The sequence below is a fragment of the Burkholderia sp. BC1 genome, assembly GCF_052683555.1.
In genome coordinates this window covers 1-25,847 of record NZ_JBQYLP010000041.1, presented here as the reverse complement: position 1 = coordinate 25,847, position 25,847 = coordinate 1, and the positions used below count along the sequence as shown (strand labels likewise).

Genomic DNA, 25,847 nt, shown 5'->3' with positions numbered 1-25,847 from the left:
TTCGCTTTTGCGCCCATAGGATTTGCCATGCGTCTGATCCAAAAAGCACTCACGTTCGATGACGTGCTCCTCGTCCCGGCCTTCTCCGACGTTCTGCCGCGCGACACCAGCCTCAAGACCAAGCTGACCCGCAACATCTCCCTGAACATGCCGCTCGTGTCCGCCGCGATGGACACGGTCACCGAAGGTCGCCTCGCGATCGCGATGGCGCAGCAGGGTGGTGTCGGCATCATTCACAAGAACCTCACGCCGGCCGAGCAGGCGCGCGAGGTCGCGAAGGTCAAGCGCTTCGAGTCGGGTGTGGTCCGCGATCCGATCACGGTGCCGCCGCAAATGAAGGTGCGCGACGTGATCGCGCTGTCGCGCCAGCATGGCATCTCGGGCTTCCCGGTCGTCGAAGGTCCGCAACTCGTCGGCATCGTCACGAACCGCGACCTGCGCTTCGAAACGCGCCTCGACGAACCGGTCAAGTCGATCATGACGCCGCGCGAGCGTCTCGTCACCGTCAAGGAAGGCACGCCGCTCGCCGAAGCGAAGGCGCTGATGCACAGCCACCGCCTCGAGCGCGTGCTGGTCGTCAACGACGCGTTCGAGCTGCGCGGCCTGATGACCGTCAAGGACATCACGAAGCAGACCGAGCACCCCGATGCGTGCAAGGACGAGCACGGCAAGCTGCGCGCAGGCGCGGCGGTCGGCGTCGGTCCGGACAACGAAGAGCGCGTCGAGCTGCTCGTGCAGGCGGGCGTCGACGTGATCGTCGTCGATACCGCGCACGGCCACAGCAAGGGCGTGCTCGAGCGCGTGCGCTGGGTCAAGCAGAAGTTCCCGCACGTCGAGGTGATCGGCGGCAACATCGCGACGGCCGCTGCCGCGAAGGCGCTCGTCGAGTACGGCGCGGACGCGGTCAAGGTCGGCATCGGCCCCGGCTCGATCTGCACGACGCGCATCGTCGCGGGTGTCGGCGTGCCGCAGATCAGCGCGATCGCGAACGTCTCGGAAGCGCTGAAGGGCACCGGCGTGCCGTGCATCGCCGACGGCGGCGTGCGTTTCTCGGGCGACGTCGCGAAGGCGCTGGCCGCCGGCGCGAACGCCGTGATGATGGGTAGCATGTTCGCCGGCACCGAAGAAGCGCCGGGCGACGTGTTCCTGTATCAGGGCCGCCAGTACAAGTCGTACCGCGGCATGGGCTCGGTCGGTGCGATGAAGGACGGTGCGGCCGACCGCTACTTCCAGGACAACTCGGCGAACATCGACAAGCTCGTGCCGGAAGGCATCGAAGGCCGCGTCGCCTACAAGGGCTCGGTCAACGCGATCCTGTTCCAGCTGGTCGGTGGCGTGCGCGCGAGCATGGGCTACTGCGGCTGCCGCACGATCGAGGAGTTGCACGAGAAGGCCGAATTCGTGCAGATCACCGCGGCGGGCATGCGCGAGTCGCACGTGCACGACGTGCAGATCACCAAGGAAGCGCCGAACTATCACGTGGACTGATCGCCGATGAAACCGCTGCTGCGAGCCGTGCTGGTCGTCGATGCCGTGCTGCTGCTGGCGTTCGGGCTGCTGTTCGTGCTGACGCCGTGGCATGCGCTGTTCAACGCGCTGCAACTGGCGAACGTCGAACCGGCGATGCTCGGCCAGGCCTTCGGCATTGCGCTGCTCGGCCTCGCGTGGCTCGCGTTTCATGCCGCGGTCAACGGCGATCTGACGGCGCCCGTCGCCCGCGCGATCGGCCATGTGAACTGGCTGACCGGCGTGCTGACGGTCGTCTGGTCGAGCGGCACCGGCAGCGGCCCCGCGCTGGCGGCGGCCGGCAGGGTGCTGTCGGCGATCGCCGGCGTCGTGCTGATCGTGCTCGGCCTCGGCGGTGTGCGACTCGCGTCGGCCGTGCGGCGGCGCGAGCGCGCGCAGGCGCTCGACGCGCGTGCGCCGCAGCGCACGTCGGAGCCCGTCGTCGAGCGCGCGCCGCAGCGGGTCGAGCCCGTCGTCGTCCGGCCGTCCGCGCCGGTGCCGCCGTCGTCGGCCGTTCCGCCCGTCGCGCCGTCGAGGCCCGGCTCGTCGTCCGGCACCGTCGCGTTCGACGAGCGCCCGCCGACGCAGGATTGACCGGCGATGCGTCGCGCGTGCCGTCCGCCGCCCGACGTCGCCGTCCATGCTATTGACGCAGCGCAGGTTCGATCGAACGCGCTGCTTTTCTTATTCTCATCATCCCGTCCGCAGCCATGCACGACAAAATCCTGATTCTCGACTTCGGTTCGCAAGTCACCCAACTGATCGCGCGCCGCGTGCGCGAAGCGCACGTCTACTGCGAAATCCATCCGAACGACGTGTCCGACGAATTCGTCCGCGAATTCGCGCCGAAGGCGGTGATCCTGTCGGGCAGTCACGCGAGCACGTACGAAGACCATCAGCTGCGCGCGCCGCAGGCCGTGTGGGATCTCGGCGTGCCGGTGCTCGGCATCTGCTACGGGATGCAGACGATGGCCGTGCAGCTCGGCGGCAAGGTCGAGTGGAGCGACCATCGCGAATTCGGCTACGCGGAAGTGCGTGCGCACGGCCATACGCGCCTGCTCGACGGCATCGAGGATTTCACGACGGCCGAAGGCCACGGCATGCTGAAGGTCTGGATGAGCCACGGCGACAAGGTCGCCGAGCTGCCGCCGGGCTTCAAGCTGATGGCCTCGACGCCGAGCTGCCCGATCGCCGGGATGGCCGACGAGGCGCGCGGCTACTACGCGGTGCAGTTCCATCCGGAAGTCACGCATACGGTGAAGGGCCGCCAGATGCTCGAGCGCTTCGTGCTGCAGATCGCCGGCGCGAAGCCCGACTGGATCATGCGCGACCACATCGAGGAAGCGGTCGCGAAGATCCGCGAGCAGGTCGGTGACGAGGAAGTGATTCTCGGCCTGTCGGGCGGCGTCGATTCGAGCGTGGCGGCCGCGCTGATCCATCGCGCGATCGGCGATCAGCTGACCTGCGTGTTCGTCGACCACGGCCTGCTGCGTCTGAACGAAGGCAAGATGGTGCTCGACATGTTCGAAGGCCGTCTGCATGCGAAGGTTGTGCACATCGACGCGTCGGAGCAGTTCCTCGGCCACCTGGCCGGCGTGACCGATCCGGAAGCGAAGCGCAAGATCATCGGCCGCGAGTTCGTCGAGGTGTTCCAGGCCGAGGCGAAGAAGCTGTCAAACGCGAAGTGGCTCGCGCAGGGCACGATCTATCCGGACGTGATCGAGTCGGGCGGCGCGAAGACGAAGAAGGCGACGACGATCAAGAGCCACCACAACGTCGGCGGCTTGCCGGAGACGCTCGGCCTGAAGCTGCTCGAGCCGCTGCGCGACCTGTTCAAGGACGAAGTGCGCGAGCTCGGCGTCGCGCTCGGGCTGCCGCCGGAGATGGTGTATCGCCATCCGTTCCCGGGCCCGGGCCTCGGCGTGCGGATTCTCGGCGAGGTGAAGCGCGAGTACGCGGACCTGCTGCGCCGCGCGGACGCGATCTTCATCGAGGAGCTGCGCAACACGGTTGCGACCGCGCAGGATGCGGCGGCCGGCCTGTGCGGCGAAGCGGACGTCGGCAAGAGCTGGTACGACCTGACGAGCCAGGCGTTCGCGGTGTTCCTGCCGGTGAAGTCGGTCGGCGTGATGGGCGACGGGCGTACGTACGACTACGTGACGGCGCTGCGCGCCGTGCAGACGACGGACTTCATGACGGCGCACTGGGCGCATCTGCCGTATTCGCTGCTCGGGCGTGTGTCGAACCGGATCATCAACGAAGTGCGCGGGATCAATCGCGCGGTGTACGACATTTCGGGGAAGCCGCCGGCGACGATCGAGTGGGAGTGAAGTCACGCCCGCTCGAGGACTCTCGCAAAACGCTCGCGACGTGCTGATTCAATGAAAGGCACGTCACGGCTGCTATCGACAACAATCAGCCGCTATCGCCGGCCGGCAGAACAGGCCGGCGATAGCGCTGTCGAAGAACCGAAAGCCGGATCGTCAAGATCGTCCGGTTCACTATCCCCTCAAATCCGTCTTCGACGGTACAGGTCTCCTCTGAGAACCTGTCTCGCGCAATCTCAAGCCCGAGCCCGCGATTGCCCCGGCTTAAGAGGCCAGCGGAACACGCAACGGTCTCACCGACCATTACCTTCCACGTTCGCGATGGCTCCTCCGTTCACCGGCGGCGAGCGGTGTGCCACCAACCCGATCTGCGATGCGATCTTCTCTAGATCGGCCCGCGTCGCCGGGTTGTAGACACACATGCTGAGATCGGTCCGGCCGTCGACCGAGAACGTCGAGTATTCAAACGCAAGCGGCCCGAGCACCGGATGGCGAATGCGCTTGACACGCTCGCCGTGGATTTCGCGGACATCGTTGTCACGCCACATCGCCCTGAATTCGGGACTAAGCCGCGACAGCTCGTCGACGAGCGGTTCCACCTCCGTCGCCGCGCCCGCACGCGCCGCGTCCACGCGGAATGCACCGATGACGTGGCGCGCGACACTCTCCCAGTCATACTGCACGGCGCGCGCACGCGGGTCGAGGAAGATCGTGCGCAGTACATTGCGCTGATGCGGCGGCAGCGATCCATAGTCGCCCAGCATGACAGTCGCCGCCCGATTCCAGGCAAGGACGTTCCAGGTCGCCGTCCGAATCAGGGCGGGGCTCGGATCCAGCGCGTCGAGGACGCGCTGCAGACGCGGCGTGACGCCGTCCGTCTCGCGATAGCGCGCCACCGGAGGCCGCCCAAGCCCGAGCAGGAAAAGATGCTCGCGCTCGACGTCCGTCAGCATCAGGGCCTGCGAAATGCGGTCGAGCACGTCGGCCGACGGCGCGCCGCCGCGACCCTGTTCCAGCCAGGTGTACCAGGTGGGACTGATATTCGCGCGCTGCGCCACTTCCTCGCGGCGCAGCCCCGGCGTGCGCCGGCGCCCCGCGGGAAAGCCGAGCGCGACGGGATCGAGCTTCATGCGCCGGTCCCGTAGATACGTCCCGAGCAGGTTTTCGTTCGCCTGTTCCACGTCGATCCTGTTAATCAATTTAATATGATAACGTCACTACTTTACCAGGATAGTCTCTGCGCCTAGATTTGTCTCCCAAGCAAACCTGGAGAGCAAATCATGCGTGTTTTCGTTACCGGCGCCACCGGATTTGTTGGCCTTCCCACCGTCAAGGAACTGATCGCCGCCGGACATCGCGTCCTCGGTCTGGCGCGTTCGGAGGAGGGGGAGAAATCGCTGGCCGCCATTGGCGCGGACGTCCATCGCGGTTCGCTCGAAGATACCGAGAGCCTGCGGGCGGGCGCAGCGGCGGCCGACGCCGTCCTTCATCTCGGCTTCGTTCACGACTGGTCGAACTTTGCACAGTCCTGCGAGATCGATCGCCGCGCCATCGAAGCGCTGGGTTCGGTCCTCGCGGGTTCGGACAGGCTTCTGATCGTGACGGCAGGCACGGCGGGATTGGCCGCCCCGGGCCGGCTCGCGACCGAGGACGACGATGTACCGCCTGATTTCCCGTTTCCGCGCGTGTCGGAGCAGACGGCGCGCGCGCTGAAGGGTGTGCGCGCCGCGGTCGTGAGGCTTCCGCAGGTCCACGACACGGTGCGGCAAGGGCTTCTGACCTACGCCGTCGCCGTCGCGCGGGAGAAGGGGGTGTCCGCGTACGTCGGCGAAGGACGCAACCGATGGGCAGCGGCGCACATCTCGGATGTCGCGCGTCTTTACCGGCTGGCGCTGGAAAAGAACGAGGCCGGCGCGAAATATCATGCCGTGGCGGAAGAAGGCATACCGATGCGGGATATTGCGGAAGCGATCGGTCGTGCGCTGAAAGTGCCTGTCGCGTCCCTGTCCGCGGAAGAGGCGCCTGCGCATTTCGGTTGGCTGGCGGCATTCGCGGGCCACGATCTCGTGGCCTCGAGCGAAAAGACGCGCAAGGTGCTCGGCTGGAATCCGACGGGGCCTGGGTTGATCGCCGATCTCGAGCGAATTGAGGCGTCCTGACTAGCGTAGGCGTGCGATCGACGCGCAATTGGACGCACATCGTCTCGCAGCAAAAGCAGCACCGGGCGCCGCAGCGCGATGCCGATGGCGCGCGATTTGCCGATGATCGATTGGCGATAAACCCCCGACCATAAGTCCGCATCGCTTACCGATCGTACGTTTCGACGACACCGATGCCCGGCCGCTCAACCGGCCGGGCATCGCTTTTTCCGCCGCAAGCGGCGCGTCGTTCGATTGACGATAATGGACGCTTGTCCATCGGCATATCGCTAATCGCGCCGTGACCCAACTGACTCTGCCGGGCATCGAAGCGCCGCGGCTGCATCATCGGCTGTTTTTTGCGGTGCAGCCCGATTCCGACACCGCTGCGCGGATTGCCGATGCGGCGCGCCGTCTGTGGCCGGACGCCGCTGGCACCGGGCACTGGGTCGATACGGCGCGCCTGCATGTGACGCTGCATTCGCTCGGCGAGTTCATGCACGTACCGCCGGACGTGATTGCCCGTGCCCGCGAGGCGGCACAGCGCGTCCGCGCGCGGCCGTTCGACGTGTCGTTCGACCGCATCGTCAGCTTCAGCGGCCGCACCGACGGTCGGCCCTGGGTGCTGACCGTGTCCGACGTTTCGCATGAGCTGGTCGACCTGCAGCGGCAACTCGTCGAAGCACTGAAAAGGACGGGCCTTCGACCGCCGCGCACGAGCTTTACGCCGCATGTCACGCTGCGCTACGACCGCAGCCGGCGCGCGCCGCACACGATCGAGCCGATCGCGTGGACGGTCGGCGAGTTCGTGTTGATCGACAGTTGGCTCGGCAAGACGCACCATGACGTGATCGGTCGCTGGCCGCTCGATCGAACAACGCCGATCTGACGGCATCACGCAAACGGTCCCGATACCGGTTCAGCGGCGAGGCCGTTCGGCGAGCGCCGATGCCCGCTCGACGGCCCGCCGCGCGACATCGACGACGCCCGCACTCATCGGCAGATCGTTTCGACGCTCCAGTTCATCCAACGCGAACCAGCGCGCATCGAGCGCATCGTCGCCGGCCGACGGTGCGCCGCGCAGCCATCGGCACAGCACCGCGACCATCACGAAGTGCTGGCGCAGCGTGCCGTCGTCGTCGCGACCGAATGCGTCCAGTGCAGTGAAGACGTCGACTGCCTCGACTTCCACCGCCGCTTCTTCCGCCAGTTCGCGCACCACGGCATCGGCGATCGGCTCGCCCGCTTCGATCTTGCCGCCGGGAAAGCCCCAGCGGCCCGCGTCGGGCGGATTCGCGCGACGTACGAGCAGCACGTCGCGGCCGCGGAGAACGACGCCGATCACGGCGGGAACGACGCGCACGTTGTTCGTGGCGTCGGCGGCGGAAGAGGACGATGTCGGCATGATCTGAACCCGATACGAACGCGCAAACGGCCTTCGTGCATTCATCGCGCGCTATAAACGATCGCATGCGGGGCGCGGCGACCGCCACGGGCTCGCGTGTCCGTGTGCCGCGCGCGATGAATGGCCAAGGCCTGCACTCGCCAGTATCGCAGCGTTCGCGCCCGCATGTCGCCGCACGGCGGTGCGATATGCATCGACACATCCGCGCAGCGAAAGGGTCAGACGTCCGCGCACGACGCATCGATCGGCGCGTTCTCCCCGTCATCCCGCAGTTCAGCCAGATACGTCCACGGATAAATGCCGCGCGCATGCCCGTCGCCGAACGCGACGCAGATGCCGTAGCCGACCGGCTCCACGCCGGCCAGCGTCAGATCGGCCGGCGCGACGACGACCATGCCGCGACGGCGCAGCGCGCGGCACGCGGCGCACGGACAGGCACGGCGCAGCCGCGCATAGTCGATGCGCTGCGTGCCGCCGTCGGCCCAGCGCAACGTCAGCGCGCGCGTCGCATGATCGAGCACGAGTTCGGTCGGCGCGGTCATTGCGCGTCCTCGATCTGCCGGATCGCAATGCGCACGGCCTTGCGCACTTCCGGATCGCGATCGTCGAGCGCCGCATGCAGCGCGGGCAGCGACGCCGAATCGCGCAGTTCGCCCAAGGCGAGCGCGGCTTCCTTGCGCAGATTGCTGATCGAGTGCGCGAGCAGCGCCGCGACGGCCGGTGCCGCAGCGGCGTCGCGCAACTGCCCGAGCGCGCGTGCGGCACGCAGGCGCACCTGCCAGTAATCGTCGTCGAGCGCGGCGACGAGCGGCGCGCGCGCGGCTGCGATCCGCAGCTTGCCGAGCGTCGCGGCCGCTTCCTCGCGTACTTGCCATTCGCGGTCGCGCAGCGCGGCAAGCAGCGCGTCGGCAACGGCGGCGTCGCCGGATGCCGCGAAACCGAGCGCGCCGACCGCGAGCCGCCGCACGGCGGCATCGGCATCGGCGGTCGAGATACGCGCGAGCGGCGCGAGTGCGCGCGCATCCTTGAGCCAGCCCAGCACCGCGACGGCCTCGGCGCGCACGGCCGCGGTGCCGTCCTCGAGCGCGCGCAGCGCGGGCGCATACGCGTCGGGATCGCGCAATTCGCGCAGCCCGCGCAGGACGGCCGCGCGCACGGACGGCTCGGGCCGATCGGCCCAGCGGCACAGCACGGCGCCGGACGCGCGTTCCTTCAGTTCGGACAGGCTCTGCGCCGCACTCGCGCGCACGTCGTCGTCGCGATCGAGCAGCGCCGCGCACAGTGCGTCGACGACGTCGGCCCGTTCCCACGCGCCGAGCACGCGCGCGGCTTCGCAGCGCACGTCGGCGGACGGATCGTCGCGCAGCACGGCGACGAACGCGGGCACGAGCGCCGCATCTTCGAGATCGGCGAGTTCGAACAGTGCGACGCGACGCACCGATGCGTCGGAGGCGGCGAGCCGCGCGAGTAGCGCGGCGTGGTCGCCATCATCGGCGTCGTAGGCGTCGGACGGCGGAAAGGCAGAAGCGGAGGAGGTCATGGATGAAAACCGGATCGGTGAAGGGGCGGGCGCCGCGCAATCATCTCGCGTCTCGCAGCAAGGCGAGGCAGCGGCGCTTGATGTCGACGAAGGTGGGTTCGGTCGTGCTGTCGTCGGTGCGCGGTCGCGCGAGCGGCACGCGAATGTCGGCGACGATGCGTGCGGGCCGCGGCGACAGCATCACGATGCGATCGCCGAGAAACAGCGCTTCCTCGATGTCGTGCGTGACGAACAGCACGGTCGTGCCGATGCGCGACCAGATGTCGAGCAGCAGCGTCTGCATCATCCGGCGCGTCTGCGCGTCGAGCGCGCCGAACGGTTCGTCCATCAGCAAAATGCGCGGCCGGTTGATCAGCACGCGCGCGATTTCGACGCGCTGCTGCATGCCGCCGGACAGTTGCGCCGGATAGTGCGCACCGAACGCGCCGAGTCCGACGAGTTCGAGCAGTTCGGCGGCCTCGCGGCGGCGCTCGCGTGCGGGTACGCCTTTCATCTTCAGGCCGAACGCGACGTTGTCGATCACGCGCTTCCATGGAAACAGCGTGTGCTGCTGAAACACGAGCCCGCGATCGGGATGCGGGCGATCGACGCGTTCGCCGTCGACGACGATCTCGCCGCGCGTCGCCGCGACGTGTCCGGCGAGTGCGCCGAGCAGCGTCGATTTCCCGCAGCCGGACGGTCCGAGCACGCAGACGAATTCGCCGGGCGCGACGTCGAGCTCGAGCGAATCGAGCGCCGCGAAACGCGCGTGCGGCGGACCGAGTTCGATCGTCAGTGCGCGCACGCCGACGCGGCCGGGCGCGGCCGATGCCGATGCGGCGGCGCTCATCGCCGGCCTCCGCGCGGTGCATACCACGGCGTGAGCGCGCTGCCGATCCGCTTGACGAGCAGGCTGCTGCCCATGCCGAGCAGTCCGATCAACGCCATGCCGACGACGATGTCGGGATAGTTCTGCAGCGTGTACGACGCCCAGGTGAAATAGCCGATGCCGTACTGGCCGGCGATCATCTCGGCCGTGACGAGGCAGAACCACGCGGTGCCCATGCCGATCGACAGCCCCGTGAAGATCGCCGGTGCCGCGCCGGGCAGGATCACTTCCGCGTAGAGCGCGAAGCCGCGCGTGCCGAGGCTGCGCGCAGTCGCGACGAGGCGAGGGTCGACGGCTTCCGCGCCGTGCACGGTGTTCAGCAGGATCGGGAACAGCGCGCCGACGAACGTGATGAACATCATGCTGAGCTCGGACGACGGAAACATCAGGATCGCGAGCGGAATCCACGCGACGGCCGGAATCGGCCGCAGCACCTCGAGCGGCGGCAGCAGTACGTCTTCGAGCGCGCGATAGCGGCCGATCGCGAGGCCGAGCCCGACACCCGTCACCGCCGCCGCGGCGAAGCCGGCGAGCACGCGCGCAACGCTTGCAAACAGGTGCATCGGCAGCTTCGGCGAATGCAGTAGCGCCCACAGCGCGGGGCCGACATCGGCCGGGGCGGGGACGTTCGCGAACGTGACGACGCCGAGCGACAGCCGCCAATGAACGGCGGCCTGCCACAGCGCGATGCACGCGACGAGCGACGCGAGCCGCGCGGCACGACGGCGCAGCAGCGGCGGCGCACCGCGTGCGGCGGCATGGGCGGCGCGCACGTCGCCGGCGCGGGACGGTTCGGAGAGACGGCGTTTGGCAAGCTCGAAGGTCGCGGCCATGCGGATATCCGTATCGATGAGGGGAGAGGCGCGCCGTTCAGCGCGCGGCGAGCGCCGCGGCGGAGCCGGTCCGCGCGGCCGCATAGTCGACGACCGAACCGGACACGCGCTGCGCGTAGGCGTCGGCGCCCGACTTCAGCAGGAACGCGGTGAGCGTGCCGTGCGCGTCCTTCACGTACCAGGCCTGGTCGGCGAACAGCTTGAGCCCGCTTGCATGGTCGTGCACGAAGACCGCACGCACCTTCGCGGACGGGCCGAGCTTCGCGAGCGCCGCAAACGCCGACGCCGGATTCGCGTAATGACGCACGGCTTCGTCGCCGGCCGGCCAGACTTGCGCGACGTCGTTGAAATCGCGGATCGGCTTGCCGGTCGACGCATCGTTCGCGACGAGCGGCTGCCGGCCGTAGTGCTTCAGCGCCGCGTCGTAGTCGAGCCCTGACGCTGCGAACGCCGCGCGGATGTAGCGGTCGTCGATGAACGTCGCGGGATCGGGCGCGGTGTCGGTCTTCTTCAGCAGTTTCAGCGTGTCGATCGCGGTCGCGACGGCCTGCCGGTATTCGGGCTTCCACGTGAGGTCGCGCGTCTGGATGCCGAGCGGACCGTGATACAGATAGTCGACCGGCGCCTCGATCCCGGTGACTTTCTCGATCAGCAGGCTGTACTTCTCCGGGTTCTGCGCGAGCAGCCGGTTCGCTTCGATCGCCGCGCGCAGATACGCGACGACGATTTCCGGATAGCGCTGCGCATACGCGGCATCGACGAGCGCGCCGTGGAAGGTCGGTGCGTGGGTCTGCGCGCCGTCGAAGATCTTGCGTGCGATGCCGCGATACGGGAACAGGTCGGCGAACGGCACGAAATCGGCGTGCGCGTCGATCTTGCCGGCCTTCAGCGCGCTGCCGGCCACTTCGGGCGCCTGCGTGACGATGTTCACGTCGGTGTCCGGGTTCCAGCCCTGCGCACGGACCGCGCGCAGCAGCATGCCGTGCGCCGTCGATGCGAACGGCACCGAGATCGTCTTGCCCTTGAGGTCAGCGAACGTGCGCACCGGCGAATTCGTCGGCACGACGATGCCGTTGCCGCTGCCGTCGATGCTGCCGTCGAGCACCGCGATGAACGCGCTTGCGCGGCCGGCCTTGCGGAACGCGGCGCCGTTCAGCGCGCCGGGGAAGTCGGCCATCGCGCCGAAGTCGAGCTTGCCGGCGACCATCTCGTTGGTGAGCGGCGCGCCGGACGTGAAGTCCTTCCACTGCACGTCGTATGTGACGTCGCGATACTTGCCGGTGTGCGGCAGATACTTGTCGAGCAGGTGCAGTTCGCGGATCAGCAGGCCGCCGGTCGCGCAATTGATCGTCGTGTCCTGCGTGCCGATCGCGACGCGGATCGTTTCGGCGTGCGCGGCGCCTGCGGCCGCGAGCGCGAGCGACGCGGCCAGCAGGCGCAGCGTCCGTAGCGTGGTGTTCATCTGTCGTCAGTCCGGTAGAGGGGAATCGATGGGCAACCGATGCGCGCTCAGCGCAGCAGATACGGGATGTCGACCTTCACGGCGCCGGTCGGGCAGTCGCGTTCGCACGGCATGCAGTACCAGCACTCGTCGAACTGCATGTATGCCTTGCCTTTGCTGACGTCGATCGCCAGCAGATCGAGCGGACAGACGTCGACGCAGACGGTGCAGCCCTTGTCGGCGATGCAGCGTTCCTCGTCGATCGTGACCGGCGCGCTGCTGCGCAGGAAGATCTCGTGCGGGGTATGGGACACGGGCGGGCTCCTCAGAGGGCGGCCGCGACGGCGGCCGGTTCGCGGATGCGCAATTGCGCGTAGGCGGTGCGCTCGTCGTCGGCGAGCGGCACGATGTACGGTTCGACGGGCCGCTTCTCACTGCGCATCGTGCCGTCAGCGTGCTTGCGCAGCCACGTATGGCAGAACCATTCGGCATCGTTGCGATGCGGATAGTCGACGCGATGGTGATACAGCCCCCAGCGGCTCTCGGTGCGAAACAGCGACGCGCGCGCGGCCATTTCCGCGCAGTCGCGGATCGCACGCACTTCGGCGGCGCGCATCAGCTCGTGCGGATGCGTGGCCTTGATCGCTTCGATATCCTCAGCGATGTCGGCAAAACGCTGCAGCCCGATTTCCATCTTGCGTGTGACCTTCGGCGGCTGCAGATAGTCGTTCACCATCCGGCGCAGCTTGTATTCGACCTGCGCGGGCGCGAGGCCGTGCTCGCGCGCGAGCGGCGCGAACACACGCGCGCGTTCGGTCTCGACCTGCGCGGCATCGACGGGCGCGAGTTCGCGGCCCGCGACGTAGTCGGCCGCGTTCTGTCCGGCGAACCAGCCGTACGTGAATGCGCCGAGCATGTAGTTGTGCGGGACCGCCGCCATGTCGCCGGCCGCGTAGAGGCCCGGCACGGTCGTCTCGGCGCGCGCGTTGACGTACACGCCGGAGGCGCTGTGGCCGCTGCAGAAGCCGATCTCCGAGATGTGCATCTCGACCATCTGCTGCCGATAGTCGGTGCCGCGCCCCGCGTGGAAGCGTCCGCGGCTCGGCCGTTCGTTCGTATGCAGGATCTGCTCGATCGTCCGGATCGTTTCTTCGGCGAGATGGTCGAGCTTCAGGAACACGGGGCCGTTGCCGCTTTGCAGTTCCTGATAGAACTCCCACATCATCTGGCCGCTCCAGTAATCGCACTCGATGAAGCGTTCGCCCTTGCCGTTCGCGGTGAAGCCGCCGAGCGGGCCCGTCACGTATGCGCAGGCCGGACCGTTGTAGTCCTTGATCAGCGGATTGATCTGGAAGCATTCGAGATTCGCGAGCGCGGCGCCCGCGTGGTACGCCATCGCATAGCCGTCGCCTGCGTTCGTCGGGTTCTCGTAGGTGCCCATCAGATAGCCGGACGCAGGCAGCCCGAGCCGGCCGGCCGCACCGCAGCACAGAATCACGGCCTTTGCGCGGATCACGTGGAACTCGGCGGTGCGGCAGTCGAAGCCGAGCACGCCGCTCGCGTTGCCGTGCGCGTCGGTCAGCACGCGCGTCGCGACGATGCGGTTCGTGATCGCGATGCGCGCGCGCTTCAGCTGCCGATACAGCACCTTCTTGATGTCGTGACCTTCGGGCATCGGCAGCACGTACGACCCCATGTGGTGAACCTTCTTCACCGCATAGTCGCCGGTGCCGTCCTTCTCGAACTTCACGCCCCAGCGGTCGAGCTGCTCGATCGTCGCGAAGCTGTGCGTCGCATACGCATGGACCGCTTCCTGATCGACGATGCCGTCGTTCGCGATCGTGATCTCGCGCGTGTACTGTTCGGGCGTCGCGTGGCCCGGAATCACCGCGTTGTTCAGTCCGTCCATCCCCATCGAGATCGCGCCGCTGCGCTTCACGTTTGCCTTCTCGAGCAGCAGCACGCGCAGCGACGGGTCGCGTTCCTTCGCCTTGATCGCGGCCATCGGGCCGGCCGTGCCGCCGCCGACCACGACGATGTCGTATTCGAGTACATGGGTGTTCATCGCGGATTCCTTGCAGGTTTGCGCGCCTTGTGCCGCTGCCGGTCGATGCGCAGCCGGTACTGGAAGGCGTCGCCTCGGAAGTAGAGGTGTTCGTAATCGATCGGCGCGCCCGACGCGTCGTGCGTGAGCCGTTCGATGCGCAGCACGGGGCTGCCTTCTTCGACGCGCAGCGCATCGACGATTTCGTCGTCCGCGAGAATCGCGTCGATCGCCACGTCGGCATGGCCGAGCGGCACGCCGCAGTCGTTCTCGAGGATCAGGAAGATGTCGCGCGTCGCGAGATCGGCGCTCGCGATGCGCTTGCCGAGCGCTTCGGGCAGCCACGTGCGCTCGAGCGACACGGGTTCGCGGTTCAGCAGCCGCACGCGATGAATCTCGACGAGCGGCGCATGCTCGGGTACGTTCAGCTTCGCGGCGAGGTGACGGTCGGCCTTGACGATGCGCAGGCTGCGCAGCTGGTTCACGATCTCGTAGCCCATCGACGACATCGCTTCGGCGAAGCCCTGCAGCGACGTCACGTTCTGGAACGCCTTCGGTTTCGATACGAAGGTGCCCTTGCCGTGCAGCTTGAACAGCAGGCCTTCCTTCTGCAGATCGCCGAGCGCCTGGCGGACGGTGATGCGGCTCACGTCGAACATCGCGCAGAGTTCGTGTTCGGACGGCATCCGGCTGTGCGGCGCATAGGTGCCGTCGAGAATCCGCGCGCGCAGCGTGTCCTTGATCTGCACGTAGAGCGGGGCGGGCGACAGCGGTACGACGTTCGGAGCAGGCATCGGCTGACTTGTTATGACAAGAAGGCTCGAGTGTAGTCAGCGCGCTCGCCCGGCCCAACGAAGCATTTCTGCTTTTCACTTTCCGATTTCGGAAAAGCGGCGGGCGTTCCCGCCGTGCGGCGCGATGCGGTCGACGAAAAAAAACCGCAGCGGTGTCGCGGCGGATGTCGATTTCGCGTGGCGTCGTTCGTCGTGTTCAGGTCGCCGCGGTGCGCGGCCGCAGCGATCGACCGTTGCACCGCGCCGCTCGGCGCGGCTTTTGCTTTCGATCCGATACGACAAGGAGACGTGACATGCCGGAATCCCGATACCGCTGGGTGATCGTCGCCGCGGGTGCGCTGATGGGCTGCATCGCGGTCGGCGCGATGTTTTCGCTGCCCGTGTTTCTTCGTCCGATCGCGCGCGATACGGGCTGGTCGATGACCGGCATTTCCGCCGCGATGACGATCGGCTTTCTCGCGATGGCGTTCGCGAGCATCGCGTGGGGCAGCCTGTCCGACCGCATCGGCACGCGCGCGGTGGTCGTCGCGGGCGCGATCCTGCTGCCCGCGAGCCTCGCGCTCGCGAGCCGCGCGCCGTCGCTCGTCGCGTTTCAGGCGATCTTCGGGCTGGCGGCCGGCGGCGCGACGGCCGCGATGTTCGCGCCGATGATGGCGTGCGTGACGGGCTGGTTCGACACGCACCGTAGCCTCGCGGTGTCGCTGGTGTCGGCCGGCATGGGCATGGCGCCGATGACGATGTCGCCGCTTGCCGCCTGGCTCGTGTCGACGCACGACTGGCGCTCGTCGATGCTGACGATCGCGGCGGTTGCGGCCGCGACGATGATCCCCGCATCGCTGCTCGTGCGTCGCGCACCGGCACTGGCCGGTACGGACGGCGCGCAGGGTGCACCGGCCGCCGCGGGCGGCGCGGAAGCGCCGATGACGGTCGCGCACGCGCTGCGCTCGCCGCAGTTCGCACTGCTGCTGCTGACCAACTTCTTCTGCTGCGCGACGCATTCGGGGCCGATCTTTCATACGGTCAGCTATGCGATGACCTGCGGAATCCCGCTGATCGTCGCGGTGTCGATCTACAGCGTCGAAGGGCTCGCGGGGATGGGCGGCCGGATCGTGTTCGGCGTGCTCGGCGATCGCGTCGGCGCGAAGCGGATGCTGGTCGCCGGGCTGCTGGTCCAGGCGCTCGGCGCGCTGGCTTACGCGTTCGTGCGCACGCTCGACGGCTTTTACGCGGTCGCGACGCTGTTCGGCTTCGTCTATGCGGGCGTGATGCCGCTTTATGCGGTGCTCGCGCGCGAAAACTTTCCGCTGCGGATGATGGGCACCGTGATCGGCGGCAGCGCGATGGCCGGCAGCCTCGGGATGGCGGCAGGGCCGGTCGCCGGCGGGCTGATCGTCGATACGTTCGGCGGCTATGGCTGGCTTTATGTCGGCTCGTTCGCGATCGGCGTCGGCGCCTGTCTGATTGCGACGATGTTCCGTCCGTTTCCTGCCGCGCGGCCCGACGCGGTGACCGCGTGATCGCCCGCGCGGGCGGCATCGCGCGGCGGGCATGCCGGCGGCTGGCGTCGCGCGCGGCGGGCGCCACACGCCACACGCGTAGCGGCCGCACGCCTGCGCGGAACGCGCGCCGATCGGCCGGTATGCGCGGCGATTCCGGCCCTAAAAACCACAATATCGAGCATATGCTCGAAGGGGCCTGTCATACGGGCGTCACCCTGCTAGAATTCGGCTGCCGCATTGTTCCGATTGACTGATGAGACTGCTTGACGCTCTGGTCGAACAGCGTATTGCCGCCGCCGCCGCGCGGGGCGAGTTCGACGATTTGCCGGGTACCGGCGCGCCGCAGGCGCTCGACGACGACCTGCTCGTGCCCGAGGAGGTGCGGGTGGCCAACCGTATCCTGAAGAACGCGGGGTTCGTGCCGCCGGCCGTCGAACAGCTGCGCGCCTTGCGCAATCTGCAGGACGAACTGCAGGCGGTCAGCGACCGCACCGCGCGGTGCCGGCTGCAGGCGAAGATCCTCGCGCTCGACATGGCGCTCGAATCGCTGCGCGGCGGCCCGATGGTGATGCCGCGCGAATACTGCCGGCGCATCGCGGAACGTCTGTGCGAGCGCGGGCTCGACGAGGTGTCCGCCGAAGCGGGGCCGATGTGAGCTCCGACACGCTGCACGACGCAGCGGCCGATTCCCTTCCGACAGCAGCCGCGCCGGCCTCGGCGCGCGACGTGCATTTCATGCGCCTCGCGCTCGCCGCGGCCGAAGAGGCGCGCGCGGCCGGCGAAGTGCCGGTCGGGGCGGTGCTCGTGCGCGGCGACGAAGTGCTCGCGCGCGGCTTCAACCATCCGATCGGCGGCCACGATCCGTCCGCACACGCCGAAATGGCCGCGCTGCGCATGGCCGCGCAGCATCTGCAGAACTACCGCATGCCGGGCTGCGAACTGTACGTCACGCTCGAGCCGTGCCTGATGTGCGCGGGCGCGATCATGCATGCGCGCATCGCGCGCGTCGTATTCGGCGCCGCCGATCCGAAAACCGGCGTATGCGGCAGCGTGATGGATGCGTTCGCGAATCCGCAACTGAACCACCATACGGAAGTCGTCGGCGGCGTACTCGCGCACGAGTGCGGCGCCGCGCTGAAGTCGTTCTTCGCCGAACGCCGGCGTGCGCTGCGCGACGCGCGGCTCGCGCGCGACGCGGCCGGCGGCGAGTCGTAGCCGGCACGGCCCGCGCGGCTGCCTCCGTGAACCGGCGCCGGTTCGGTCCCTCTAAGCAGTTCCACGATCCCGACACCTTTCGCCATGTCCTTTCAGCCCGCCGCGTCCTACACCATCCGCCTGCTTGCACCGTCCGGCTATCCGCACGATCCGGACGCGATCAATCGCGCGCTCGAGCGGCTCAGCGTCGCGCAACAGCGCATCGAGAACATCGAGGCGACGCAGCGCCGTTTCCAGCGCTTCGGCGGCACCGACGGCGAGCGCGCCGGCGACCTGAACCGGCTGGCGGATCCGGCACGGCCGCTGCCCGACATCGCGCTCGCGGTGCGCGGCGGCTACGGCGCCGCACGAATCCTGCACGGCCTCGACTATCGCGGGCTCGAACGGCGGCTGCGCGATCAGCCGATCGCGCTCGTCGGCCACAGCGATTTCACCGCGATCCAGCTCGCGCTCTACGCGAAGGCGCGGATCAAAAGCTTCGGCGGCCCGATGCTGTCCGCGGACTTCGGCGCGGAAACGCCGAGCGATTTCACGATGCAGCACTTCTGGCAGACGCTGACGCAGCCCACCACGACGATCGTCGCCGACGCGCCGCAGGTGCAGCCCGTCAACGTGACGGGCACGCTGTGGGGCGGCAACCTCGCAATCCTCGCGTCGCTGGTCGGCACGCCGTACATGCCGGACATCGAAGGCGGGATCCTGTTCATCGAAGACGTCAACGAGCAGCCGTTCCGGATCGAACGGATGATCTACCAGCTGCATCTGTCGGGCGTGCTCGCGCGCCAGCAGGCGCTCGTGCTCGGCCAGTTCACGGGCGCGCGGCCGTTCGAGTACGACAACGGCTACGACATGCAGGCGATGATCGACCAGGTGCGCGCGGTGATCGGCATTCCGGTCGTCACGGGGCTGCAGTTCGGCCACGTGCCCGATCTGCTGACGCTGCCGTTCGGTGCGCGTGCGCAGCTCGTCGCGAACGCGCACGGGTTCCGGCTGACGCTGTCGGATTATCCACATCTCGGCTGAGCGGCGGCGCGGAGTGGACAAGGCGGGGCGTCCCGCCTTTTTCTTTGAGCAACTACGCAACTAACGGCCGTATTTTTCAGCGCCCGAAGCGGGAAGGTGAATAGCCCGTGCACCAATTTTGTCGACAAAATGGCGGGCAGGGTATACGACGAGAGCCGCCTAAAACGGGCTTGAACGCCTTGTCTCGCTTCGTTTTGATGCACGATGCACCGGTTTCGCGCGGCGCGATGCGCCTGAAGTGTGCGCAATCCCGGAAAAGAATTGTTGACAATCTTTATGTCCGTTCTACGATAAGGACCATCACACGATGCAGATCATGAACGAGCCCGATTCCACCCCGTCCGCGGCCGCCGGCCACGAAGCGATCGCCGAACGGATCCGCACCGCGATCCTCGAGCATCGGCTCGCGCCCGGCGCGAAGCTGACGGAGGCGCAGCTGTGCGAGGTGTTCGGCGTGAAGCGCGGGACGATCCGGCAGGCGCTCGCGCAGCTCGCGACCGACAAGCTCGTCGACCTCGAGCCGAACCGCGGCGCGTTCGTCGCGAGCCCGACACTGCAGGACGTGCACGAAGTGTTCGAGATGCGCCGCATCATCGAGCTGGCCGTCGTCGAGCGGATCGCCACAGGCCCGAGCGCGAAGCGGCTCAAGGGCATCGCGGCGCTGATCGACAAGGAGCGCAAGGCGTTCGAGCGGCACGACTTCGCCGCGTGGATCCGGCTGTCGGGCGAGTTTCATACGGCGCTCGCCGCACTGACCGGCAACGCGACGCTCGGCGAGTGCCTCGAAGGGCTCGTCGCGCGCTCGACGCTGATGTCCGCGCTGTACGAGTCGCATGGACGCAGCCCGTGCTCGTTCGACGATCACGGCGAGATTCTGGCGGCGCTCGAGACGGGCGACGCGAAGCGGGCGGCCGCGCTGATGGCGCAGCACCTGCAGCATGTCGAATTGAAGATGCTCGACCGGCCCGCGCAAGGCCAGGTCGATTTGCGCGAAGTGTTCGGCGGCGCCTGAACGGCGACCCGGGCTCGGCGACGCGCCACACCACAGAGCAATGCAGGTCCGCGGCTCGCGCCGCGGGCCGCGGGTCCGACTCCGGACGACGATCCGGGGCGTTATCGATGACGGTGGAGCGGCCATCCGGCCGCGTCAAGGAGAAGTCATGGCTCAGTTCAGTGTGGCGCACGACAGCGCCTATCCGGCGCAAGAAGGCGGCGAGGGCGGCGGCCCCGCATTGCCGGGCGGTTATAGCGAGCGTCTGTACAACGAAGATTTGGCACCCCTGAAGAATCAAACCTGGGGCTCGTACAACATCTTTGCGTTCTGGATGTCCGACGTGCACAGCGTCGGTGGCTACGTGTTCGCGGGCAGCCTGTTCGCGCTCGGGCTCACGAGCTGGCAGGTGCTGATCGCGCTGATCGTCGGCATCAGCCTCGTCAACGTGCTGTGCAACCTGATCGCGCGGCCGAGCCAGCAGATCGGCGTGCCGTATCCCGTCGCGTGCCGCGCGACGTTCGGTGTGCTCGGCGCGAACGTCCCGGCCGTGATTCGCGGGCTGATCGCGATCGCGTGGTACGGGATCCAGACGTATCTCGCGTCGAGCGCGCTCGTGATCGTCGTGCTGAAGTTCTTCCCGCAGTGGCTGCCGTATGCGGACGTTCATCGCTACGGCTTCCTCGGCCTGTCGGCCGTCGGCTGGGCCGGCTTCATGCTGCTGTGGGTGCTGCAGGCGCTGGTGTTCTGGAACGGGATGGAGACGATCAAGAAGTTCATCGACTTCGCGGGCCCGGCCGTCTACGTCGTGATGTTCATCCTCGCCGGCTACATGGTGTGGCGCGCGGGCTGGCGCAACATCGGGATCAACCTCGGCGGCGTCAAGTATCACGGCGCGGAAGTGATCCCGGTGATGATCACGGCCATCTCGCTCGTCGTGTCGTACTTCTCCGGGCCGATGCTGAATTTCGGCGACTTCTCGCGGTACTGCCGGTCGTTCGGCGAAGTGAAGCGCGGCAACTTCTGGGGGCTGCCCGTGAACTTCCTCGCGTTCTCGCTCGTCACGGTCATCACGACGGCCGCGACGCTGCCGGTGTTCGGCGAGCTGATCACCGATCCGGTCGAGACGGTCGGCCGCATCGATCATCCGACCGCCGTGATTCTCGGCGCGCTGACCTTCACGATCGCGACGATCGGCATCAACATCGTCGCGAACTTCGTGTCGCCCGCATTCGATTTCTCGAACGTCGCGCCGCGGCTGATCAGCTGGCGCGCGGGCGGAATGCTCGCGGCGGTCGCCTCGGTGTTCATCACGCCGTGGAATCTCTTCAATAATCCGGCCGTGATCCATTACACGCTCGACGTGCTCGGCGCATTCATCGGCCCGCTATACGGCGTGCTGATCGCCGACTTCTATCTCGTCAAGCGCGGCCGGCTCGTGCGCGACGATCTCTACACGATGTCGGAGAGCGGCACGTACTGGTACACGGGCGGCGTGAACCGCCGCGCGCTCGCCGCACTGCTGCCGGCCGCGGTAATCGCGATCGTCTGCGTGATGATGCCGGGCTGGCAGGGCGTTGCGAACTTCTCGTGGTTCATCGGCGCGGCACTCGGCTTCGTGTTCTACCGCGTGCTCGCCGGCACGCAGCGTTGAGGAGCACGCCATGAAGATCAAGCTGATCAATCCGAATACGACGCAGCGGATGACCGACGCGATGGGCCGCTGCGCGCGCGAAGTCGCGGCGCCCGGCACGCAGATCGTCGCGGTGAGCCCGACGATGGGCCCGCCGTCGATCGAAGGTTATTACGACGAGGCGCTCGCGACGCCCGGCCTGCTTGCCGAGATCGCGCAGGGCGAACGCGACGGTGTCGACGCGTACGTGATCGCCTGTTTCGGCGATCCGGGCCTCTACGCCGCCCGCGAACTCGCGCGCGGCCCCGTGATCGGGATCGCCGAAGCCGCGATGCATGCGGCGAGCGTGCTTGCGCCGGGCTTTTCGGTCGTCACGACGCTCGCGCGCACGTGCGGCATGGCGTGGCACCTGGCGGAGCGCTACGGGATGAAGCGGTTCTGCCGCAACGTGCGCGCGACCGACGTCGCGGTGCTCGAGCTCGACCGGCCCGGCTCGGCCGCGCGCGCCATCATCGTCGACGAATGCCGGCGCGCGCTCGACGAGGACGGCGCGGACGCGATCGTGCTCGGCTGCGCGGGCATGGCCGAGTTCGCGCACGAGATCGAACAGCAGATCGGCGCACCGGTCGTCGAGGGCGTGACCGCGGCCGTCAAGTGGGCCGAGGCGCTCGTCGCGCTGCGCCTCGCGACGGCCAAGCGCGGCGACTATGCGCGCCCGCTGCCGAAGCGCTACGACGGCGAATTCGCACGCTTCAGTCCGCCGGACGACGCGCGCGCGGCGTCGCCGGCCGCCGCCGGCGCGCGAAGCGGGGCGGCCGCAGCGGAACCGGCGCCCGATTTGCCGCAACCGCACATACACGCCGTCTGACATGCACTATCTGCGCCGCTGTATGGGCGCGTATGGGCGTTTTCGCTACACTGGGCCGTCGTCGCATCGGCCCGTGCAGCCGGCTTCCGGCGCTGCGCGGGCGGTGCGAACCCATTATTTCAGCAAGCTTTCGTCGCACTTCGAACCATGGCATACGATTCCAACTATCCTCGCGACCTGATCGGCTACGGCCGTCATCCCGTGCAGGCGAACTGGCCGGGACGCGCCCGTGTCGCCGTGCAGTTCGTGCTGAACTACGAGGAAGGCGGCGAGAACTGCGTGCTGCACGGCGATCCGGGCTCCGAGCAGTTCCTGTCCGAAATCGTCGGCGCGGCCGCGTATCCGGACCGTCACATGAGCATGGAGTCGATCTACGAATACGGTTCGCGGGTCGGCGTATGGCGAATCCTGCGCGAGTTCGAGAAGCGCGGGCTGCCGCTGACGGTGTTCGGCGTCGGGATGGCGATCGAGCGTCATCCGGAAGTCGCGCGCGCATTCGTCGAGCTCGGCCATGAAATCGCGTGCCACGGCTGGCGCTGGATCCATTATCAGAACGCGACGCCGGAACTCGAGGCCGAGCACATGCGGCTCGGCATGGAAGCGATCGAACGCGTGACGGGCGTGCGCCCGCTCGGCTGGTACACGGGCCGCGACAGCCCGAACACACATCGCCTCGTCGCCGAATACGGCGGCTTCCTGTACGACTCCGACTACTACGGCGACGATCTGCCGTTCTGGATGGACGTCGCGGTGTCGAACGGTGGCACGACGCCGCAGCTGATCGTCCCGTACACGCTCGACACGAACGACATGCGTTTCGCGACGCCGCAAGGCTTCAACACGGCCGACCACTTCTTCCACTATCTGCGCGACGCGTTCGACGTGCTGTACGAAGAGGGCGACGAAGCGCCGAAGATGATGTCGATCGGCATGCACTGCCGCCTGCTCGGCCGGCCGGGCCGGTTCCGTGCGCTGCAGCGCTTCCTCGATCACATCGAAAAGCACGACCGCGTATGGGTGACGCGCCGTGTCGATATCGCGCGTCACTGGCGTGAACATCATCCGTATCAGCCCAATCATCAAAACGAAGGGAAAGCATGAAGGCGATGCGTTACACGTTGGAACAACTGAACACGATGGCGCCGGGCGCATTCGTCGCGGCGCTGTCGGGGATCTTCGAGCATTCGCCGTGGGTCGCCGAAGCGGTCGCGGCCGACCGTCCGTTCGAGAGCATCGACGCGCTGCACAAGGCGATGTCGGGCGCGGTCGAAGCGGGCGGCGACGCACGCCAGCTCGCGCTGATCAACGCGCACCCGGAGCTCGCCGGCAAGGCGGCCGTGCGCGGCGAACTGACGGCCGAGTCGACGCGCGAGCAAAGCGGTGCGGGCCTCGACCAGTGCACGCAGGAAGAATTCGACAAGCTCCAGACGCTGAACCGCACGTATCGCGAGAAGTTCGGCTTCCCGTTCATCCTCGCGGTGCGCGGCTACGATCGGCACGGGATCATCGCGAACTTCGAAAAGCGCGTGAATCATTCGCGCGACGAGGAACTGCGCACGAGTCTCGACCAGATCTACCGGATCGCGCGCTTCCGCCTCGACGACCTGATCGACGCCTGACACCGCAACACGGCCTGCTGCGTGGCAGCGGCCTCTAGGTATCACCAGCATCACTGGCATCACTGACAAGGAAACATCATGGCCCTCCCGCTTCTCGATCCCGATGCACCCGATTTCACGCGGCGCTACGTGAATCTCGCCGATCCGCGTCTCGGTGCGCAGGCGCTCGAGGCCAGCGACGATTTCTTCGCGCCGAAGGAGCGCATGCTGAACCCCGAGCCGGCGGTGTTCATCCCCGGCAAATACGACGATCACGGCAAGTGGATGGACGGCTGGGAAACGCGCCGCAAGCGCACGACCGGCTACGACTGGTGCATCGTCAAGCTCGCGCGGCCCGGCGTGATCAAGGGCGTCGACATCGACACGAGCCATTTCACCGGCAACTTCCCGCCGGCCGCATCGATCGAGGCCGCGTACGTGGCCGACGGCGCGCCGACGCATGCGACCGAATGGGTCGAGATCGTCGCGTCGACGGCGCTGCAGGGCAACAGCCACCACTACGTCGAAACGACCGACGTGCGCGCGTTCACGCATCTGCGCGTGAACATCTATCCGGACGGCGGCATCGCACGGCTGCGTGTCTATGGTCAGCCGCAGCTCGATTGGGCCGGCGCGAGCGCGACCGAGCAGTTCGATCTCGCGGCGATGGAAAACGGCGGCTACGTGGTGGCCGCGAACAACCAGCACTTCGGCGCCGCATCGAACATGCTGCTGCCGGGACGCGGCGTGAACATGGGCGACGGCTGGGAAACGCGGCGCCGCCGCGAGCCCGGCAACGACTGGGCGATCATCGCGCTCGCGCAGCCGGGCGTGATTCGCCGCATCGAAGTCGATACGGCGTTCTTCAAGGGCAACTATCCGGACCGCTGCTCGATCCAGGCCGCGTACGTGTCGGGCGGCACCGACAGCTCGCTGATCACGCAGTCGATGTTCTGGCCGGTGCTGCTCGGCGAGCAGAAGCTGCAGATGGACAAGCAGCACTACTTCGAACAGGAAATCGCGTCGCTCGGGCCGATCACGCACGTGCGGCTCAACATCATTCCGGACGGCGGCGTGTCGCGCCTGCGCCTGTGGGGGACGCTCGACAAATGAAGACGCTGACCATCGAACCGCTGACCAAGGAAGCGTTCGCGCCGTTCGGCGACGTGATCGAGACGGAAGGCGCCAGGCAGATTCCGATCAACCTCGGCACGACGATCCGCTTTCACGATCTCGCGAAAGTCGACGTCGAGGACGAAGGCGGGCGCACGCTGATCAACCTGTTTCGCGGGCAGCCACGCACGCTGCCGTTCGAAGTGAAGATGCTCGAGCGGCATCCGCTCGGCAGCCAGGCCTTCGTGCCGCTGAGCGACCGGCCGTATCTGGTCGTCGTCGCGCCCGCAGGCGATCTCGACGAGTCGAAGATTCGCGCGTTCGTGACGAGCGGATGGCAGGGCGTGAACTATGCGAAAGGCGTCTGGCATCATCCGCTGATCGCGCTCGGCGAAGTGAGCGATTTCATCGTCGTCGATCGCGGCGGTGACGGGCTGAATCTGAACGAGCAGGATCTGCGCGAATCGCTTTGGCTTACCGAGGAGGCGCTCGACGCAGTGATGGCCTGAGTGGTTTGTCGATCGTAGTGCGATACATGGACCCGCGCGATTCGCGCGGGTTTTTTTATGTGTGCTGTGTGGCGTTATGGTGCGACGGACGATTCCTCGTTCGGATGGGCGTATCTCATGGTCGCGATCGTGCGGCACGATGGCGAGGCGCGTGAGCTGCTGCATCGCGCGCCTTGCAATGTGAATTGCGATGTCGGCGGCGTGATGTGATCGCATCGGTTGTCAGGAATCGCTGCAGCCGGCGTGGCCCTTTTCGATGAGGGCCGCTGCATCGCGTTACCGGATTCGAGTTACATCGTGCAGGTGGCGACGAAGAGCGCAGCGGCCGTCTCGGGCCGCTGCGGACGATCGGGCGTGCATCGCGGACAGCCGGCTCGTGTGCCGGTTCGACTTGAGTATGGCGGTGGCGCCGGCGCCGCGTATCGCGTCGTGTATCCGGAGCGCTCGTTTGGGGGGTGTCAGGATTTCCGTGTTCAAGGCGGGTTGAGTAATTACACGGAAG

The 25,847-nt window shown here is 67.4% G+C and carries 27 protein-coding genes; 17 read left to right on the top strand and 10 right to left on the bottom strand.

The features are described from left to right. The first annotated feature begins 27 nt into the window (after positions 1–27). From guaB to guaA, 3 genes are all read left to right on the top strand, one after another. Complete coding sequence (gene guaB / locus ACSHSS_RS19785) at positions 28–1,488, top strand: IMP dehydrogenase (RefSeq protein WP_006402674.1); 1,461 nt, start codon at positions 28–30, stop codon at positions 1,486–1,488. A 6-nt stretch (positions 1,489–1,494) separates the two neighbouring features. Further along, positions 1,495–2,100: a hypothetical protein gene (locus ACSHSS_RS19780; protein ID WP_445545431.1), complete on the top strand. Its 606-nt coding sequence runs from the start codon at positions 1,495–1,497 to the stop codon at positions 2,098–2,100. A gap of 116 nt (positions 2,101–2,216) precedes the next feature. After that, the gene (gene guaA / locus ACSHSS_RS19775; protein WP_006402676.1) at positions 2,217–3,836 is read left to right on the top strand and encodes a glutamine-hydrolyzing GMP synthase; all 1,620 of its coding nucleotides are present in this window, start codon (positions 2,217–2,219) and stop codon (positions 3,834–3,836) included. A 290-nt stretch (positions 3,837–4,126) separates the two neighbouring features. Here guaA and ACSHSS_RS19770 read toward each other — a convergent pair whose 3' ends face one another. Beyond that, positions 4,127–5,014: a helix-turn-helix transcriptional regulator gene (locus tag ACSHSS_RS19770; RefSeq protein WP_006402677.1), complete on the bottom strand. Its 888-nt coding sequence runs from the start codon at positions 5,012–5,014 to the stop codon at positions 4,127–4,129. 99 nt (positions 5,015–5,113) lie between these two features. On the opposite strand from ACSHSS_RS19770, the gene ACSHSS_RS19765 reads away from it, so the two are divergent. Together ACSHSS_RS19765 and thpR are read left to right on the top strand one after the other, a co-directional pair. After that, on the top strand, positions 5,114–5,992 hold the full coding sequence (locus tag ACSHSS_RS19765; protein WP_253575598.1) for an SDR family oxidoreductase: 879 nt from the start codon (positions 5,114–5,116) through the stop codon (positions 5,990–5,992). A 280-nt stretch (positions 5,993–6,272) separates the two neighbouring features. Further along, on the top strand, positions 6,273–6,860 hold the full coding sequence (thpR, locus tag ACSHSS_RS19760; protein WP_445545430.1) for an RNA 2',3'-cyclic phosphodiesterase: 588 nt from the start codon (positions 6,273–6,275) through the stop codon (positions 6,858–6,860). A gap of 30 nt (positions 6,861–6,890) precedes the next feature. On the opposite strand, the gene ACSHSS_RS19755 is transcribed toward thpR, so the two are convergent. The 9 genes from ACSHSS_RS19755 to ACSHSS_RS19715 all read right to left on the bottom strand — a co-directional run bounded on the left by ACSHSS_RS19755 (position 6,891) and on the right by ACSHSS_RS19715 (position 14,896). Continuing rightward, positions 6,891–7,376, bottom strand: coding sequence for an NUDIX hydrolase (locus ACSHSS_RS19755; RefSeq protein WP_445545429.1), 486 nt, complete (start codon positions 7,374–7,376; stop codon positions 6,891–6,893). Between the two features lie 218 nt (positions 7,377–7,594). Continuing rightward, complete coding sequence (locus ACSHSS_RS19750) at positions 7,595–7,918, bottom strand: gamma-butyrobetaine hydroxylase-like domain-containing protein (RefSeq protein ID WP_059875095.1); 324 nt, start codon at positions 7,916–7,918, stop codon at positions 7,595–7,597. Beyond that, positions 7,915–8,916: a HEAT repeat domain-containing protein gene (locus tag ACSHSS_RS19745; RefSeq protein ID WP_445545428.1), complete on the bottom strand. Its 1,002-nt coding sequence runs from the start codon at positions 8,914–8,916 to the stop codon at positions 7,915–7,917. Before ACSHSS_RS19745 ends, ACSHSS_RS19750 begins: the two co-directional genes overlap by 4 nt. A 40-nt stretch (positions 8,917–8,956) precedes the next feature. Next, a complete protein-coding gene (locus ACSHSS_RS19740) occupies positions 8,957–9,745 on the bottom strand; it encodes an ABC transporter ATP-binding protein (protein WP_105780212.1) in 789 nt (262 codons plus the stop codon). Further along, positions 9,742–10,617, bottom strand: coding sequence for an ABC transporter permease (locus ACSHSS_RS19735; RefSeq protein ID WP_445545427.1), 876 nt, complete (start codon positions 10,615–10,617; stop codon positions 9,742–9,744). Before ACSHSS_RS19735 ends, ACSHSS_RS19740 begins: the two co-directional genes overlap by 4 nt. Positions 10,618–10,654: 37 nt before the next feature. After that, on the bottom strand, positions 10,655–12,079 hold the full coding sequence (locus tag ACSHSS_RS19730) for an ABC transporter substrate-binding protein (RefSeq protein ID WP_445545426.1): 1,425 nt from the start codon (positions 12,077–12,079) through the stop codon (positions 10,655–10,657). Positions 12,080–12,126: 47 nt separating this feature from the next. Next, on the bottom strand, positions 12,127–12,372 hold the full coding sequence (locus ACSHSS_RS19725; RefSeq protein WP_006402687.1) for a 4Fe-4S dicluster domain-containing protein: 246 nt from the start codon (positions 12,370–12,372) through the stop codon (positions 12,127–12,129). 11 nt (positions 12,373–12,383) lie between these two features. After that, a complete protein-coding gene (locus tag ACSHSS_RS19720) occupies positions 12,384–14,123 on the bottom strand; it encodes a fumarate reductase/succinate dehydrogenase flavoprotein subunit (protein WP_069220156.1) in 1,740 nt (579 codons plus the stop codon). Further along, a complete protein-coding gene (locus ACSHSS_RS19715; RefSeq protein WP_006402689.1) occupies positions 14,120–14,896 on the bottom strand; it encodes a GntR family transcriptional regulator in 777 nt (258 codons plus the stop codon). Before ACSHSS_RS19715 ends, ACSHSS_RS19720 begins: the two co-directional genes overlap by 4 nt. A gap of 293 nt (positions 14,897–15,189) precedes the next feature. Between ACSHSS_RS19715 and ACSHSS_RS19710 the strand changes: the two genes are divergently transcribed. From ACSHSS_RS19710 to ACSHSS_RS19655, 12 genes are all read left to right on the top strand, one after another. Beyond that, entirely contained in the window at positions 15,190–16,413 is a 1,224-nt protein-coding gene (locus ACSHSS_RS19710; protein WP_445545425.1) for an MFS transporter, read from the top strand. Positions 16,414–16,648: 235 nt separating this feature from the next. Then, positions 16,649–17,050: a DnaJ family domain-containing protein gene (locus ACSHSS_RS19705; protein WP_006402693.1), complete on the top strand. Its 402-nt coding sequence runs from the start codon at positions 16,649–16,651 to the stop codon at positions 17,048–17,050. Continuing rightward, positions 17,047–17,610, top strand: coding sequence for a tRNA adenosine(34) deaminase TadA (gene tadA / locus ACSHSS_RS19700; protein ID WP_217061228.1), 564 nt, complete (start codon positions 17,047–17,049; stop codon positions 17,608–17,610). The genes ACSHSS_RS19705 and tadA overlap by 4 nt, the downstream gene beginning before the upstream one ends. An 84-nt stretch (positions 17,611–17,694) precedes the next feature. Next, positions 17,695–18,633 carry a muramoyltetrapeptide carboxypeptidase gene (gene ldcA, locus ACSHSS_RS19695; RefSeq protein WP_006413633.1) on the top strand — a complete coding sequence of 313 codons (939 nt, stop codon included), beginning with the start codon at positions 17,695–17,697 and terminating at the stop codon, positions 18,631–18,633. Between the two features lie 307 nt (positions 18,634–18,940). Further along, positions 18,941–19,645: a GntR family transcriptional regulator gene (locus tag ACSHSS_RS19690; RefSeq protein ID WP_006402696.1), complete on the top strand. Its 705-nt coding sequence runs from the start codon at positions 18,941–18,943 to the stop codon at positions 19,643–19,645. Positions 19,646–19,793: 148 nt separating this feature from the next. Continuing rightward, positions 19,794–21,278 (top strand): NCS1 family nucleobase:cation symporter-1, encoded by a 1,485-nt coding sequence (locus tag ACSHSS_RS19685; protein WP_006407672.1) that lies wholly within the window; start codon positions 19,794–19,796, stop codon positions 21,276–21,278. Positions 21,279–21,288: 10 nt separating this feature from the next. Then, positions 21,289–22,125, top strand: a complete 837-nt coding sequence (locus ACSHSS_RS19680; protein WP_006402698.1) for an aspartate/glutamate racemase family protein — start codon at positions 21,289–21,291, stop codon at positions 22,123–22,125. 147 nt (positions 22,126–22,272) lie between these two features. Further along, complete coding sequence (puuE, locus tag ACSHSS_RS19675) at positions 22,273–23,226, top strand: allantoinase PuuE (RefSeq protein WP_006402699.1); 954 nt, start codon at positions 22,273–22,275, stop codon at positions 23,224–23,226. Continuing rightward, positions 23,223–23,744 carry a 2-oxo-4-hydroxy-4-carboxy-5-ureidoimidazoline decarboxylase gene (uraD, locus tag ACSHSS_RS19670; protein ID WP_006402700.1) on the top strand — a complete coding sequence of 174 codons (522 nt, stop codon included), beginning with the start codon at positions 23,223–23,225 and terminating at the stop codon, positions 23,742–23,744. Before puuE ends, uraD begins: the two co-directional genes overlap by 4 nt. Positions 23,745–23,822: 78 nt before the next feature. Then, a complete protein-coding gene (alc, locus tag ACSHSS_RS19665) occupies positions 23,823–24,836 on the top strand; it encodes an allantoicase (RefSeq protein WP_006402701.1) in 1,014 nt (337 codons plus the stop codon). Further along, positions 24,833–25,345, top strand: a complete 513-nt coding sequence (locus ACSHSS_RS19660) for an ureidoglycolate lyase (RefSeq protein ID WP_105854068.1) — start codon at positions 24,833–24,835, stop codon at positions 25,343–25,345. The genes alc and ACSHSS_RS19660 overlap by 4 nt, the downstream gene beginning before the upstream one ends. Positions 25,346–25,588: 243 nt before the next feature. Next, positions 25,589–25,847 (top strand): hypothetical protein (locus ACSHSS_RS19655; protein WP_445545424.1); only part of this gene is annotated, 259 nt, incomplete at its 3' end.

What these genes read in the sequence shown, in the direction of transcription:
- ACSHSS_RS19720 (WP_069220156.1), bottom strand. Translation starts at nt 14,123, where the DNA reads ATGAACACCCATGTACTCGAATACGACATCGTCGTGGTCGGCGGCGGC.
- ACSHSS_RS19780 (WP_445545431.1), top strand. Translation starts at nt 1,495, where the DNA reads ATGAAACCGCTGCTGCGAGCCGTGCTGGTCGTCGATGCCGTGCTGCTG.
- ACSHSS_RS19660 (WP_105854068.1), top strand. Translation starts at nt 24,833, where the DNA reads ATGAAGACGCTGACCATCGAACCGCTGACCAAGGAAGCGTTCGCGCCG.
- alc (WP_006402701.1), top strand. Translation starts at nt 23,823, where the DNA reads ATGGCCCTCCCGCTTCTCGATCCCGATGCACCCGATTTCACGCGGCGC.
- guaA (WP_006402676.1), top strand. Translation starts at nt 2,217, where the DNA reads ATGCACGACAAAATCCTGATTCTCGACTTCGGTTCGCAAGTCACCCAA.
- ACSHSS_RS19715 (WP_006402689.1), bottom strand. Translation starts at nt 14,896, where the DNA reads ATGCCTGCTCCGAACGTCGTACCGCTGTCGCCCGCCCCGCTCTACGTG.
- ACSHSS_RS19740 (WP_105780212.1), bottom strand. Translation starts at nt 9,745, where the DNA reads ATGAGCGCCGCCGCATCGGCATCGGCCGCGCCCGGCCGCGTCGGCGTG.
- ACSHSS_RS19690 (WP_006402696.1), top strand. Translation starts at nt 18,941, where the DNA reads ATGCAGATCATGAACGAGCCCGATTCCACCCCGTCCGCGGCCGCCGGC.
- ACSHSS_RS19750 (WP_059875095.1), bottom strand. Translation starts at nt 7,918, where the DNA reads ATGACCGCGCCGACCGAACTCGTGCTCGATCATGCGACGCGCGCGCTG.
- ACSHSS_RS19765 (WP_253575598.1), top strand. Translation starts at nt 5,114, where the DNA reads ATGCGTGTTTTCGTTACCGGCGCCACCGGATTTGTTGGCCTTCCCACC.
- uraD (WP_006402700.1), top strand. Translation starts at nt 23,223, where the DNA reads ATGAAGGCGATGCGTTACACGTTGGAACAACTGAACACGATGGCGCCG.
- ACSHSS_RS19705 (WP_006402693.1), top strand. Translation starts at nt 16,649, where the DNA reads ATGAGACTGCTTGACGCTCTGGTCGAACAGCGTATTGCCGCCGCCGCC.
- ACSHSS_RS19710 (WP_445545425.1), top strand. Translation starts at nt 15,190, where the DNA reads ATGCCGGAATCCCGATACCGCTGGGTGATCGTCGCCGCGGGTGCGCTG.
- ACSHSS_RS19745 (WP_445545428.1), bottom strand. Translation starts at nt 8,916, where the DNA reads ATGACCTCCTCCGCTTCTGCCTTTCCGCCGTCCGACGCCTACGACGCC.
- ACSHSS_RS19685 (WP_006407672.1), top strand. Translation starts at nt 19,794, where the DNA reads ATGGCTCAGTTCAGTGTGGCGCACGACAGCGCCTATCCGGCGCAAGAA.
- ACSHSS_RS19680 (WP_006402698.1), top strand. Translation starts at nt 21,289, where the DNA reads ATGAAGATCAAGCTGATCAATCCGAATACGACGCAGCGGATGACCGAC.
- ACSHSS_RS19735 (WP_445545427.1), bottom strand. Translation starts at nt 10,617, where the DNA reads ATGGCCGCGACCTTCGAGCTTGCCAAACGCCGTCTCTCCGAACCGTCC.
- puuE (WP_006402699.1), top strand. Translation starts at nt 22,273, where the DNA reads ATGGCATACGATTCCAACTATCCTCGCGACCTGATCGGCTACGGCCGT.
- ACSHSS_RS19755 (WP_445545429.1), bottom strand. Translation starts at nt 7,376, where the DNA reads ATGCCGACATCGTCCTCTTCCGCCGCCGACGCCACGAACAACGTGCGC.
- ACSHSS_RS19730 (WP_445545426.1), bottom strand. Translation starts at nt 12,079, where the DNA reads ATGAACACCACGCTACGGACGCTGCGCCTGCTGGCCGCGTCGCTCGCG.
- ldcA (WP_006413633.1), top strand. Translation starts at nt 17,695, where the DNA reads ATGTCCTTTCAGCCCGCCGCGTCCTACACCATCCGCCTGCTTGCACCG.
- guaB (WP_006402674.1), top strand. Translation starts at nt 28, where the DNA reads ATGCGTCTGATCCAAAAAGCACTCACGTTCGATGACGTGCTCCTCGTC.